The sequence below is a fragment of the Legionella worsleiensis genome (assembly GCF_001467535.1).
Taxonomy (GTDB): Bacteria; Pseudomonadota; Gammaproteobacteria; order Legionellales; family Legionellaceae; genus Legionella; species Legionella worsleiensis.
This window is the reverse complement of sequence record NZ_LNZC01000027.1, coordinates 324,932-339,708: the sequence shown is the minus strand read 5'-3', so window position 1 is coordinate 339,708 and position 14,777 is coordinate 324,932. Positions and strand designations below refer to the sequence as shown.

Genomic DNA, 14,777 nt, shown 5'->3' with positions numbered 1-14,777 from the left:
GATCTGATATTTAACTTGCCGTGTTGAGAAATACAACATGGCTTTTTATTATGTTTGAACACTCTTTTCACCGAAATAATTGAAATCAGGAGACTGGTGATAATGAACTACATACTTGCTATAGATCAGGGAACGAGTAGTACTCGTGCAATGATATATTCTCTGCAAGGAGTTTTGGTTGCAAGCAGTCAGTATGCATTGACTCAATATTATCCTCATCCAGGCTGGGTAGAACATGATCCTGAGGAAATATGGGAAAAAACCCTGAAAGCGATGAATGATGTGGTTACAAAAGTTGGTATTGATTGCATTATTTCATGTGGTATTACCAACCAAAGAGAGACAACGGTTATCTGGAATAAAAAAACAGGAACTTGCCTTACCCCTGCTATAGTTTGGCAAGACAGACGGACTGAGGATTATTGTAAGTCATTATCACTCTATTCTGATTTAATACAGGAAAAAACGGGTTTACTCCCCGATCCTTATTTTTCGGCAACTAAATTAAATTGGCTCCTGACCCATAATGAGGAGGCTAGGGAGCTGGCTAAACAAGGCCAACTGGCTTTTGGAACTATAGACAGTTTTTTGATTTGGCGAATGAACGATGGCGAAAAACATCTTACTGATGTAACTAATGCCTCAAGAACCATGTTATTTGATATTAAAAATCTGAAATGGGATAAGGCATTGCTGGATCTTTTTGATATTCCTGAATCTGTATTGCCTGAAGTTTGTTCTAGTGATGCTCATTTTGGCGTCATTAAGAAAAAGTGGTTAGGTGTTGAGATTCCAATTAACGGTGTAGCTGGTGATCAACAGGCTGCGTTAATTGGCCAAGGATGTTTTGCAGAGGGCATGGTCAAAGCAACTTTTGGAACAGGTGGTTTTTTAATGCTCAACACAGGAGTAAATCCGGTTCGTTCAGAGCATAAATTACTGACAACCATTGCCTACAAAATTAAAAATACTCTGGCTTATGGATTGGAAGGCAGCATTTATCATGCTGGTACTACTGTAAAATGGCTTAGGGATGAAATGAACTTGATTTCCAGTTCCAGTGAAACTGAAACACTGGCAGAGAGTCTTTCCGATAATGGCGGTGTGTATTTTGTCTCTTCATTTACCGGGCTTGGTGCTCCTCATTGGTTATCTACGAGTGGCGCCGTACTTTTTGGTGTATCTCGCGCTACAAACAGGGCTCATTTTGCACGAGCAGCTTTGGAGGGGGTATGTTATCAAACAAGGGACGTTTTGCGCTGTATGCGAGAAGATAGTGGTCTTGATTTGACTTTATTGCGAGTCGATGGAGGAATGGCTGTAAATCAATGGTTTTTACAATTTTTAGCTGATCAATGCCAGCTTACGGTGCAAAAACCCAAAGACATAGAAACCACTGCGAAAGGCGTTGCTATTCTGGCTGCCTTGGGATATGGCGTATTTGATTCCTTGGCATCAATTTACCAGCAATGGGATATTGAATGTGAGTTTAAACCGAAAAGAGACATTAAAGACGTAGAGGCAGATTTTGCAGGATGGAACAGAGCTTTGAGTTGTGTTAAACCAGCAGATCTGAGCTAATTAATTAGGCTTGAAGATGTATCCGTGGTATTAGGAGTCAACATACCCCGTATCATGAAGAACATGTACGGGATATGTTATTAACGATTAATCAACATTGCGATTTTTTTCGCCAGTGTACAGTTGACGTGGTCTGCCAATTCTTGATTTGTTGGCAACCATTTCCATCCAGTGGCTCATCCAGCCAACGGTACGAGCCAATGCAAAAATCACGGTGAACATGTTGGTTGGGATTCCAATCGCACTTAGAGTTAATCCAGAATAAAAATCTACGTTTGGATAGAGTTTTTTCTCGATGAAATAATCATCCTCAAGAGCAATACGTTCCAGTTCCATAGCGAGTTTAAAGAGTGGTTCGTCTTTAGCACCAACTGCTTCAAGAACATCGTAGCAGGTTTTACGCATTACTTTTGCGCGTGGGTCGTAGCTTTTGTACACTCTGTGTCCAAATCCCATGAGTCGGAACGGATCGTTCTTATCTTTAGCTCGCTTAATGTAGTGCTCAATACGGCTTACATCACCGATCTCTTTTAACATGTTCAGACATGCTTCGTTTGCACCACCATGAGCAGGCCCCCAAAGTGCACCAATTCCTGCTGATATACAGGCAAAGGGATTGGCTCCTGTTGAGCCGGCAAGACGTACAGTAGATGTAGAGGCATTTTGTTCATGGTCGGCATGAAGGATAAAAATAGTATCCATTGCTTTTACCAAAACAGGATCAGGCGTGGTGTTTTCAGAAGGAACACCAAACATCATATGCAAGAAGTTTTCAGCATACGACATCCTGTTTTGAGGATACATGTAGGGCATTCCGGTGGAATATTTATAACTCATTGCAGCCAGAGTCGGCATTTTTGCTACAAGACGAATAGCAGAAATAAAACGATCCTGGGCATTATTGAGGTCCATGGAATCGTGATAGAAAGCCGAAAGCGCCCCTACAATACCAACCATTATTGCCATGGGATGTGCATCCCTACGAAATCCGTTTAAGAATTGATACATTTGCTGATGAACCATAGTATGGTTATTGATTAAACTAACAAATGATTTTTTTTCTTCGGCGTTAGGTAATTCACCATTCAATAAAAGATAGCTAACATCCAGAAAATCTTTTTTCTCAGCCAATTGTTCAATTGGGTAGCCTCGATACAATAATATTCCTTGATCGCCATCAATATAAGTGATTTTTGATTCGCAGGAGGCAGTTGATAAAAAACCTTGATCGAAAGTAAAGACACCGCTAGAACCAAGCTGAGTAATGTCTATAACGTCATTACCCAAAGTTGGCGAGTAAATAGGTAGTTCAAGCGTGTCTTGACCTTCGATACTTAGTTTTGCTGTTTTTTGTGTCATTGTGTCTCCTGATTGATTTCATGCCTTATCAGCACTATTACTTTCGGTAGTGTGCGGAACTATATAAAAATGGGCACTTACAGTCAATTTAAACATCAATTTCATTCGTAAATGTCATGATTATTGCTTTAATAATAGTAATAAAACGGTTAAATTCAAATCATCTGACAGTCATAATTGATTATGGTTGAGATTGTTACAAATGACCAGCGAAACTCGATTTGCATCACACCAGCTGTGAGGGCATACCAGCCTAAATGGTTTTCACATCGCCTGATACGTGTCATTAAAGCATACTTACTTGCAAGAGATTTCTCGCTTCACTGGGAATGACGGTATTTTTTAATGGTATAGCTCTAATACGAAAGCTCAAGATGATTCAATTACACCTGTCTGTATGATATCCTCTTAAACTAATTTAAAAACTAATCATCGAATAAGGATACGTCCAAATCATGGTTTATTTAGCCAAAGAAGTCATACCCGTAAATATCGAAGACGAATTAAAACAATCCTACCTGGATTACGCCATGAGTGTAATCGTTGGCAGAGCATTGCCTGATGTACGAGATGGGTTGAAACCCGTGCATCGACGTGTTCTTTATGCGATGAGCGAATTAGGAAATGACTGGAATAAACCCTATAAAAAATCTGCTCGTGTGGTGGGGGACGTAATCGGTAAATACCATCCTCATGGCGATACCGCAGTATACGATACCATCGTTCGGATGGCTCAGCCTTTTTCTTTACGTTACCTTCTGGTTGATGGACAGGGTAACTTCGGCTCAGTGGATGGTGATGCTCCAGCGGCAATGCGTTATACCGAAGTACGTATGTCCAAGGTTGCTCACGCCTTATTGGCGGATTTGGACAAGGAAACGGTTGATTTTAGCCCCAACTATGATGAAACAGAATTTGCTCCGGTTGTTTTACCTTCGCGAATTCCTAATCTTCTGGTAAATGGTTCTTCAGGTATTGCGGTAGGAATGGCTACTAATATACCGCCACATAATTTAACCGAAGTAATCAATGCCTGTGTTGCCCTGGTCGATAATCCTGACACCAGCCTTGATGACATTATGGAAATTATTCCTGGCCCTGATTTCCCAACAGCGGCCATAATAAACGGTCGTGCGGGTATTATCCAGGGCTACCGAACAGGTAAGGGTAGAGTTATTATCCGTGCTCGAACCGAAATAGAAACGGATGAACATTCTGGTCGTCAAGCTATTATCATTCACGAGCTACCTTATCAGGTCAATAAAGCTCGATTGGTCGAACGAATTGCTGAATTGGTGCGTGATAAAAAAATCGAGGGTATTTCAGGCCTTAGAGACGAGTCAGATAAACAGGGAATGCGGGTAGTCATTGAATTAAAACGAAATGAAGTGGCTGATGTCATTTTAAATAATCTGTTCGCTCATACGCAAATGCAAAACGTGTTTGGTATTAACATGGTTGCATTGGTTGATGGTCAGCCTCGTACTTTAAATTTGAAGCAAATCCTTGAATATTTCATCAAACATCGTCGTGAAGTGGTTACTCGCCGTACAATATTCGAACTGAAAAAAGCCAGAAGCCGTGCTCACCTGTTAGAAGGTTTAGGTATCGCTTTAGCCAACATTGATGAAATGATTGCTTTAATCAAACAATCGCCAACACCTCAGGATGCTAAAGATGCTTTATTAGCAAAACTCTGGGAACCTGGTTTGGTTAAGGGAATGCTGGATAAGGCGGGATCTAATGCGTCCAGACCCGATGATTTAACCGACGAGTTTGGCTTGAGTGAGCAGGGATATAAACTTTCAGCTGCTCAGGCTCAGGCTATTCTTGAATTAAGATTGCATCGTTTGACAGCTCTTGAACAAGATAAAATTCTCAATGAATTTGAAGAGTTATTAAAAGTAATTAAAGAATTACTGGATATTCTTGCTTCGCCAGAACGCTTGATGCAGGTTATTCGTGAAGAATTAATCGATATCAAAACCCAATTCGGTGATGAACGCCGTACTGAAATAACCGCTTCTCAGGAAGATTTGACCATAGAAGACCTGATCACCGAAGAAGATGTAGTGGTTACCCTATCCCATCAAGGTTACGTTAAATATCAACCTATTTCGGCATATCAGGCTCAAAGACGTGGTGGAAAGGGTAAGTCAGCGACTCATGTCAAGGATGAGGATTTTGTTGCTCGACTGGTTATCGCAAGCACTCATGATACTCTGTTGTGTTTTTCTAATCACGGAAAGTTGTATTGGCTAAAAGCGTACCAGCTGCCTTTAGCTAGCCGTATTTCTCGAGGTCGTCCTATCATTAATATACTGCCTTTAGCAGAGGGTGAAGAAATTAACGCCATGCTTCCGGTAAGAGAATATACTGACGGTTCCTATGTCTTTATGGCAACACGAAAAGGAACAGTAAAAAAAGTGCCGCTTGACGCATTTAGTCGCCCCCGATCAAACGGTATTATTGCGGTAGATTTGGATGAAGACGACAGCCTGGTTGGTGTGGATATTACTGATGGTGAGCGAGATATTATGTTGTTCACAGATGCGGGAAAAGTGATACGTTTTCCTGAAAGTAAAGTGAGACCCATGGGTCGTACTGCCCGAGGCGTCAGAGGTATCAGGATTGAGGAAGGTCAAGAAGTTAAATCCCTCGTTGTCGTACATCCTAATGGCACTATATTGACTGCTACCGAAAATGGTTATGGTAAACGTACTAATATAGACGAGTATCGTGTTTCTGGCCGAGGCGGACAGGGTGTAATTTCAATTCAAGTAACTGAACGTAATGGAAAGGTTGTTCGTTCCATACAGGTTACCGATGGTGATGAAGCCATGCTGATTACCGATAAGGGCACATTAGTACGATTTAAGGTAAATGAGTTATCCATTATTGGTCGTAATACCCAAGGGGTCCGATTAATCAACGTGAGCGCTGGTGAGTCGGTTGTTGGTATGCAAAAAATTGAAGATTTGGGAGAAGAATCGGAAGAAGGCGATGAACTCCTGGAATCGTCAGCAGAACATGAAGAAAATAACGATGAACAACAGGATTTATAATTTTGGCGCAGGACCTGCCATGCTCCCTGAGCCTATCCTTAAAGCCGCTCAGGAAGAGTTTTTGGATTGGCATAATCTTGGTATGTCTGTTCTTGAGGTAGGCCATCGCACCCCTCATTTTATGGGTTTGCTGGAAAGAGCAGAACAGTCTCTTCGAGACTTGCTGCATATTCCTGCACATTATAAAGTTCTGTTTTTAGGTGGTGCGGCTCGTACACAGTTTGCCATGGTTCCCATGAATTTATTGCACCCAGGTGAACAAGGCGGTTATTTGGCAAGCGGTATCTGGTCGCATATGGCTTTTCAAGAGGCAAGTCTTTTAAAAAAGGCCTACTGTTGTTTTTCAGACGAATCAGCAGGTTTTAAATCAATACCTGATGCCAAGCTCTGGGAATTCAAAAGCAATACACAATACGTTTACTACACACCCAATGAAACAGTAAATGGAGTGCGCTTTCCCTATATTCCCAAGACTGGAGACATACCGCTTATTGCGGACATGACCTCGTGTTTGCTGAGCGAGCCCCTTGATATCAGTAAGTACGGTTTGATTTTTGCCGGAGCACAGAAAAATATTGCAAATGCAGGCTTAACCTTAGTGATTGTTCGTGAGGATTTGTTAGAGCGTGCACCGAACCCGGTCGTTCCTACCATGATGAATTACAAAGTGCAGGCGGACAATCATTCGCTCTACGCCACACCTCCAGTATTTAACTGTTATTTGGCGGCCAAGATGTTTGATTGGATTCGTGAGCAAGGTGGAGTCGAGGCATTGTTTCGTCTTAATTGCCTAAAAGCAGCCAAACTCTATCAATTTCTTGATGCTTCTGATTTTTATTCTACGACTGTAGACAAAGAGGTACGCTCATTAATGAATGTTTGTTTTTCACTGAAAAATCCCTCTCTGGAGTCACAATTCATCACATCGGCTGAACAACGTGGTCTGTGTGCATTAAAAGGCCATAGATATGTTGGTGGGCTTAGGGCAAGTTTGTACAATGCTATGCCAATGTCTGGCGTTGATGCGTTGCTTGATTTTATGACTGAATTTGCCAAGGAACATCGTTAGTGAAACAACAGCATTTTGTAAGTTATCCAGTTTCTTCGATAAGTGGTGAAATAGAGGTTCCTGGTGATAAGTCCATATCTCATCGTTCCATTATATTTGGCGCTATTGCTGAGGGAAATACCACTATTGATGGTTTTCTTGATGGTGAAGATTGTATGGCAACCATCAATGCATTTAAATCCATGGGTGTTTCAATTGAAGGTCCTCATCAAAAAAAAGTTACAGTTTTTGGGGTAGGTAAGTACGGCTTAAAAAAACCAAGTGAAATGATAGATTGCGGTAATTCAGGAACCAGTATGCGGTTGTTGGCTGGTTTGCTGGCTGCGCAAAGTTTTGATAGCGTTTTAACTGGTGATGAGAGTTTGTTAAAAAGACCTATGCTTCGTATCAGTAAGCCTTTAAGCCAAATGGGTGCCGTTATTGAGACGCTTGATGGTAAACCGCCCATCAGAATCAAAGGCGGCCAAAAATTAAAGGCCATAGATTATACCATGCCTGAGGCTAGTGCACAGGTTAAATCCTGCCTCTTGTTAGCTGGAATGTATGCAGAAGGCACCATGCGAATTACAGAAACAGGGTTAAGTCGTGATCATACTGAACGCATGTTAAAAACATGTTCTTATCCAATAACTACAGCAGAGAATATTCTTACTTTGAATTCACAAGGCGTTTTACGTGGAACTCATGTCAGGGTTCCGGGTGATATTTCCTCTGCTGCTTTTTTTATAGTTGCCGCTACGATTATTCCTGGCTCGGATATTGTGATTCGTAATGTGGGGATTAATCCTACTCGAACAGGAGTGATTCATATTTTAAAGGATATGGGTGCTGACATAAGCATTATAAATGAGCGGTGCTATGGTCAGGAGCCCGTTGCCGACTTGCACATCAAGTCTGCCAAGCTCAAAGGTATTTCCATTTCACAAGAGATGGTTCCACTCGCAATTGATGAGTTTCCTATACTTTTTATAGCAGCAGCCTGTGCTAATGGAGTTACCTCACTGCGAGGTGCCAGAGAGCTGCGTTTAAAAGAAAGTGACAGAATAGGCTCTATGGCCAAAGGTTTAGACCAATTAGGTATTAATGTACGTGTTTTTGATGACGGTATTGATATACATGGCGGTTTAATTCAAGGGGGGCAGGTTGACAGTTTTGGTGATCACCGTATCGCAATGTCTTTTGCTGTTGCAGGAACACGAGCTCTAAAGCCAGTGACAGTGCTTAATTGTGCCAATGTTGCCACATCATTTCCTGATTTTGTCACAACAGCCAACACCCTTGATTTTAGAATAGAGGACATAATAGATAATGCGTGAAAAAAATGTACCCGTGATTACCCTCGATGGGCCAAGTGGAACAGGTAAAGGTACCCTATGCCATTTGCTGGCAAAACATCTTCAGTGGAATATGCTCGATAGCGGAGCTATTTACCGTGTTCTTGCTTACGCCGCAAGAATTAAAGGAATCAGTTTTGATAATACAGCTGATTTGATTCATCTTGCAGTAACTCTGGATTTGCGCTTTGAATCTTCTGATGAGAATGAAACTCAAGTAATACTGGATAATCAAAATGTGTCTCAAGCTATTCGCAGCGAGCAATGCGGTCAGGATGCATCACAAATTGCTGTAATTCCTGAAATAAGAAACGCTTTGTTACAAAGGCAAAGAGATTTTGCGCAACAACCCGGTTTGGTAACTGATGGTCGAGATATGGGTACTATAGTCTTTCCACAAGCCTTTTTAAAAATATTTCTTTATGCAAATGAAGAAGAAAGAGCAAATAGGCGTTATTTACAGTTGAAAGAAAAAGGAATTAATGTTAGCCTCGCCCAGGTTGTTGAAGAACTGGTTAAACGTGATACAAGGGATACAGCACGGACTCATGCTCCGCTTAAACCAGCAGAGGATGCAGTTCAGATCGATACAACTGGCTTATCAATTGTACAAGTATTTAATAATGTAATACTATTATTGAATGATCGATTGAAAAGTTTATAAAGTTGTTTGTTGGGGGGAAGGTGAGGGGATCTCATTCTTCCATTTATTTACTAAAGAGTTTATTAACATGTCTGAAAGTTTCAAAGAACTATTTGAGCAAAGTATTATCGGCGCTCAATTTTATCCTGGTGCGATTATTACTGCCAAAGTAATTGGTATAGATGATGACTACGTCACATTAAATGCCGGATTAAAATCCGAAGGTATTGTTGCCGTAGAAGAATTTTATGACAAAGATGGCGCACTGGAAATTAGCCTGGGTGATACTGTCGAAGTGGCATTGGATTCAGTTGAAGATGGCCACGGCGAAACGCTGCTTTCAAGAGAAAAAGCAAAACGTCAGGAAGCCTGGCGCAAATTATCTAAATCCCATGAAAATAATGAAACAGTTACTGGTCTTATTTCTGGCAAAGTCAAAGGTGGCTTTACTGTTGAAATTGGAACCATACGTGCGTTTTTACCCGGTTCATTAGTCGATGTTCGACCTGTAAGAGATCCTTCTTACCTTGAAGGTAAAGAGCTTGAATTCAAAGTAATCAAGATGGATCTGAAACGTAACAACATCGTTGTTTCACGAAGAGCCGTTGTTGAAGAAGAAAGTAGTGCAGACAGACAGGCTCTGCTTGAGTCTCTGCATGATGGTCAAGAATTGCATGGTATTGTCAAAAATCTTACCGATTACGGTGCGTTCATTGATCTGGGCGGCATAGACGGTCTGTTGCATATCACTGACATTTCCTGGAAACGTGTTAAACATCCAAGTGAACTCTTATCTGTAGGTCAGGATGTTAAAGTTAAAGTATTGAGCTTTGATAGCGAAAGAAACCGTGTTTCTTTAGGTATGAAACAATTAGGCAATGATCCTTGGGTTGATTTGGTTGAGCGTTATCCTTTAACCAAGCGCTTACAAGGTAAAGTAACCAATATTACAGACTACGGTTGCTTTGTTGAAATCGAAGAGGGTGTAGAAGGTCTGGTACACATGTCTGAGATGGATTGGACTAACAAAAACGTTCATCCAAGTAAAGTAGTATCCATGGGTGACGTTGTTGACGTAATGGTTCTTGAAATTGATGAAGACAGACGCCGTATCTCTTTGGGTATGAAGCAGTGTGTTGGTAATCCATGGCAGCAATTTGCAGCATCTCATACTAAAGGCCAAAAGGTTAGTGGCAAGATCCGTTCAATCACTGATTTCGGTATCTTTATCGGCCTTGATGGTGAGATTGATGGTCTGGTTCATTTGTCTGACATTTCCTGGACTGTTCCTGGTGAAGAAGCCGTAAAACAGTTTAAGAAAGGCCAAGAGTTAGAAGCAGTAATACTGGCTATTGATCCAGAACGTGAGCGTATTTCTTTAGGCTTAAAGCAGCTTGAAGGGGATAACTTCACAAGCTTTGCTGATTCATTCACCAAAGGTGCAATTGTTAAAGGTACTGTAACTGCTGTAGATGCTAAATTAGTCACTGTTGCTTTAGCTGATGACATTACCGGTACTATTCGTGCCAGTGAACTATCAGATGAGCGAGTTGATGATGCAACTACTGTTGTTAAAGAAGGTGATGAAATTGAAGCCAAGATCATCAACGTTGACAGAAAAAATCGTTCAATAAGTCTTTCTGTAAAAGCTAAAGATGCTCATGATGAGGCAGAAGCTATTAAGAAATACTCAAGAACAGAAGGAACTTCAACAACTCTGGGTGATCTGTTAAAAGAAAAAATGGCAAGTAAAGAAGGCGAATAGTCTTAAATCAGCTGTTTTTTAAAAAGCGCAGTTTTTACTGCGCTTTTTTATTTCTTACATTTTTTACTTACCTTATGCATCCCTGTCTATTAAGAGGTTTTATTTTTACAAATAAACGAACCTCAGTTGAGGATAACCATCCTTCAAAAACTCGATACACTAAAAAAACCTGTCGTGCCTGCTCCGGCATGGGCTCGTATTCGTTCAGTAGTTTTTTGTCCGCTACGAAGATTAATTCCACTGACTTATGGTGTTTAATCGTGTTATTATGATGCAGTTTGAAGTTACAAGGATTTCTGCATGCGCATTTTAATGCTGGTTACTTATATTGTACTGATTATTATTGGTGTTAGTTTTGCTGCTTTAAATGCATCTTCGGTTGCTGTTAACTTTTACTTTAAAACGGTTTCTATGCCTATTTCTGTATTGATTACAGTAATGTTAGGTGTAGGAATATTCATTGGTTTCGTATTATTTTTAGCTAGGTATTGGCGTTTAAAAATGGAATGCCATAGAATAAAAAACCAATTAAAACTCACTGAAAAAGAAATTAAAAATTTACGTTCTATCCCTTTACAGGATCAACACTAATTCTTTTATTATCAGGAACTCGGTATGCAAAGAGGGAAATTAATAAATGATTAATTTATGGCCACTATTGTTGCCTGCTGCTGCCTGGTCAGGATGGTGGGTTGCGCATCGCAGTAATTCTGATAAAAAAATGGATTTATCCAATCGTTTGTCACGTGAATATGTCGTTGGATTGAATTATTTGTTGAACGAGCAATCTGATAAGGCTGTTGATATTTTTATAAAATTGCTGGAAGTTGATAGCGATACTGTTGAAACTCATTTGGCTTTAGGGAGTTTGTTTCGCCGAAGAGGGGAAGTAGATAGAGCGATACGAATTCATCAGAATTTAATAGCAAGACCTCAGTTGAGTATTTTACAAAGAAAAGAAGCATTAATGGCTCTAGGCCAGGATTATATGAGTGCAGGGGTTTTTGATAGGGCAGAACGTATATTTCTTGAGGTGGTTGAGTTAGGCGGCAGTAAGGAGACAGGAAGTTTGCAAGGGTTGTTGGCGATTTATCAACAAGAAAAAGCCTGGGAAAAAGCACTGGATGTAATAAAAAAACTGGAAATTTCAACTGGAAACAGCTTACACAACCAAGCTGCTCATTACTATTGTGAAATGGCCAATCAGGCTTTAAAAGTTAATGCGCCTGATAGGGCCGTATACTGTATAAAACAAGCTATGAATGTTGATTCACAATCTGTAAGAGCCAGTTTAATGAATGCCCATATAGAAATCAAAGAGGGGCGATACAAACAAGCCATCAGATCTTTGAAAAAAGTTCCTCTACAGGATGCTGAGTTTTTGACTGAAATTATTGAGCCCCTGGTTTTTTGTCATAAAGAACTGGACAGTATGGCAGAGTGTATCCATTATCTGGAACAAACTCTGGAAGACAATCCAAGGGCTTCAGTAATTTTTGTCATCGCAGAATATTTGCGACAAACAAAAAATATGGATACAGCGATTGATTTTGTCTCCGATAAATTAAGCAAACATCCTTCAATTCGAGGCTTGAATCGCTTAATTTACTGGCATCTTGAATCGGCTCATGGAAAAGTTCGTGAAAAACTGCAAATGCTTTATGATATTACAAGCAAGTTTTTAGACAATAAGCCCGTTTATCGTTGCGGACATTGCGGATTTGGTGGCAAACATTTGCATTGGCATTGTCCAAGTTGTAAACAATGGGGTAGAATGAAACCAATTCATGGTTTAGAGGGTGATTAGAACAGGTTTATTTTGTAGTTTTTAAATGGATTTGTTTGACTAGTCTGTTTTAAGCGTTTTTTTTAAATCAACTGTGAAAATATCATTAATTGGTTAAGATGAGGTTTTCTGGGTACCAATAACTTATTGGTAATAAACGATATTATTTAAAATGATGAGATTATAATGCAATTTATTGACTTAAAAAAACAATATACCTTGATCGAAAGCGACGTACTTAACCGTATTAAAAATGTGTTGGATCATGGTCAATACATTATGGGACCAGAAATTACCGAGTTTGAGAGTCAGCTGGCATCTTTTGTAGGGGTAAAACACGCTATTGTGAATTCAAGTGGTACAGATGCTCTCCTGATGGCCTTAATGGCATTAGACATCCAGCCTGGTGATGAGGTGATTACCAGTCCATTTAGTTTTTTTGCTACAGCTGAGGTAATAAGTCTTTGCCATGCAATACCCGTGTTTGTGGATATCGATCCTGTAACTTATAACCTTGATGCAACAAAACTGGAAGCGGCAATTACGCCAAAAACAAAAGCCATAATGCCTGTAAGTTTGTATGGACAATGCGCTGATTTTGATGAAATTAATGCGATTGCAAGTCATTACAACATTCCTGTTATTGAAGATGCGGCACAAAGTTTTGGTGCAACATACAAAAATAAATACTCCTGTGCTTTAAGTACCATTGGCTGTACCAGTTTTTTTCCATCAAAACCATTGGGGGGATATGGGGATTCAGGAGCCTGTTTTACCAATGATGATCTAATTGCAAAAAAACTCATAGAAATTAGAATACATGGGCAAAATGCACGCTATTGCCATAGTCGAGTTGGAATTAATGGGCGTATGGATACTATTCAGGCCGCTGTTTTGCTTGAAAAAATGAAAATTTTCCCTGATGAAATTATAATGCGCCAAAAGGTGGCAAAACGCTACAATGAACTGTTGCAGCCTTTTGTTAAAGTTCCTTTTATCAAAAACGATAATACCAGTGTTTATGCTCAATACACCATTGAAGTAGAAAATAGAGAAGAGTTTCAAAAATCAATGCATGAAGCAGGTATCCCAACAGCTGTTCATTATCCAGTAGCCATGCATCAACAAAAAGCATTGAGCTACTTGAATTATCGAGTGGGTGACTTCCCTCATGCCGAATCTGCAAGTAGCAGAGTCATCAGTTTGCCCATGCATCCCTATTTGATGGCTGAAGAACAAATGAAAGTAGTTGCAGCGGTAAAAAATGCCTTGCAGATCGAAGAAAGGGCCCTTGTATAAATGACTTCAAAATTAATTGTTGCGCTTGATTTTAATGAACAACCTAAAGCGCTAAACCTCGTTGACTCTCTAGATCCTTTAACCTGTGGATTAAAAGTAGGCAGCGAGATGTTTACTCTTTTTGGTGCTTCATTTGTCAAGCAATTGATTGCACGTCATTTCAAAGTCTTTTTGGATTTAAAGTTTCATGATATTCCTAATACCGTGGCGCATGCATGTAAAGCAGCCGCAGATATGGGGGTATGGATGATGAATGTTCATGCTTTGGGAGGTATGAACATGATGACTGCTGCCAGAGAGGCTTTAAATGATTACGGTAATGAACGCCCCATACTGATTGCTGTAACGGTTTTAACCAGTCATAAAGAAGCTGAGTTATGTGAGGTAGGGATAGATAATCCTCTGACTGATGAAGTACTCAAGTTGGCAGCACTTGCCAGGAATGCTGGTCTTGATGGCGTTGTCAGTTCTGCTCATGAGATAAGCTCCATAAAACGTCAGTGTGGCCTGGATTTTATAACCGTAACTCCGGGAATCAGATTGTCTCATGATAACCAGGATGATCAATCACGTATTATGACCCCCAAACAAGCCGTTGGTGAGGGAAGCAATTATCTTGTAATTGGAAGACCCATAACACAGGCGGAAAACCCCTCAGAAGTTATTAAAAAAGTCCTCATTGACATCTCATAGATCTTCTTGATAAAAAATAGATCACATGGTATCATTTACTAGTATAAATACAAGTGAATTCTGTGTGTTCTATTTTAATCCTTGAGAAGATATGATAATTGTTATGATGAATGCTGTTAAATCGTTACTAAAAACCAGCGTTGCTCCAGTTGTCTTAAACGGATTTCCAGACTTAAGGATGAC

11 protein-coding genes are annotated in these 14,777 nt (G+C 40.1%); 10 read left to right on the top strand and 1 reads right to left on the bottom strand.

Annotated elements, in window-relative coordinates; all coding sequences use genetic code 11:
• Positions 1–102 precede the first annotated feature (102 nt).
• Positions 103–1,581 carry a glycerol kinase GlpK gene (gene glpK / locus Lwor_RS11040; RefSeq protein WP_058493930.1) on the top strand — a complete coding sequence of 493 codons (1,479 nt, stop codon included), beginning with the start codon at positions 103–105 and terminating at the stop codon, positions 1,579–1,581.
• Positions 1,582–1,668: 87 nt separating this feature from the next.
• Here glpK and gltA read toward each other — a convergent pair whose 3' ends face one another.
• On the bottom strand, positions 1,669–2,940 hold the full coding sequence (gene gltA, locus Lwor_RS11035; protein WP_058493929.1) for a citrate synthase: 1,272 nt from the start codon (positions 2,938–2,940) through the stop codon (positions 1,669–1,671).
• A 455-nt stretch (positions 2,941–3,395) separates the two neighbouring features.
• Between gltA and gyrA the strand changes: the two genes are divergently transcribed.
• The 9 genes from gyrA to pyrF all read left to right on the top strand — a co-directional run bounded on the left by gyrA (position 3,396) and on the right by pyrF (position 14,594).
• Entirely contained in the window at positions 3,396–6,005 is a 2,610-nt protein-coding gene (gene gyrA / locus Lwor_RS11030; protein ID WP_058493928.1) for a DNA gyrase subunit A, read from the top strand.
• A complete protein-coding gene (gene serC / locus Lwor_RS11025; protein WP_058493927.1) occupies positions 5,986–7,074 on the top strand; it encodes a 3-phosphoserine/phosphohydroxythreonine transaminase in 1,089 nt (362 codons plus the stop codon). The genes gyrA and serC overlap by 20 nt, the downstream gene beginning before the upstream one ends.
• Positions 7,074–8,390 (top strand): 3-phosphoshikimate 1-carboxyvinyltransferase, encoded by a 1,317-nt coding sequence (gene aroA, locus Lwor_RS11020; protein ID WP_058493926.1) that lies wholly within the window; start codon positions 7,074–7,076, stop codon positions 8,388–8,390. Before serC ends, aroA begins: the two co-directional genes overlap by 1 nt.
• Positions 8,383–9,072 (top strand): (d)CMP kinase, encoded by a 690-nt coding sequence (gene cmk / locus Lwor_RS11015; protein ID WP_058493925.1) that lies wholly within the window; start codon positions 8,383–8,385, stop codon positions 9,070–9,072. The genes aroA and cmk overlap by 8 nt, the downstream gene beginning before the upstream one ends.
• Before the next feature lie 67 nt (positions 9,073–9,139).
• Positions 9,140–10,816, top strand: coding sequence for a 30S ribosomal protein S1 (gene rpsA, locus Lwor_RS11010; protein ID WP_058493924.1), 1,677 nt, complete (start codon positions 9,140–9,142; stop codon positions 10,814–10,816).
• 300 nt (positions 10,817–11,116) lie between these two features.
• Entirely contained in the window at positions 11,117–11,407 is a 291-nt protein-coding gene (locus tag Lwor_RS11005; protein ID WP_058493923.1) for a LapA family protein, read from the top strand.
• Between the two features lie 46 nt (positions 11,408–11,453).
• Entirely contained in the window at positions 11,454–12,623 is a 1,170-nt protein-coding gene (lapB, locus tag Lwor_RS11000; protein ID WP_058493922.1) for a lipopolysaccharide assembly protein LapB, read from the top strand.
• Positions 12,624–12,788: 165 nt separating this feature from the next.
• Entirely contained in the window at positions 12,789–13,901 is a 1,113-nt protein-coding gene (locus tag Lwor_RS10995) for a DegT/DnrJ/EryC1/StrS family aminotransferase (RefSeq protein ID WP_058493921.1), read from the top strand.
• Complete coding sequence (gene pyrF / locus Lwor_RS10990; protein WP_058493920.1) at positions 13,902–14,594, top strand: orotidine-5'-phosphate decarboxylase; 693 nt, start codon at positions 13,902–13,904, stop codon at positions 14,592–14,594.
• The last annotated feature ends 183 nt before the right edge of the window (positions 14,595–14,777 follow it).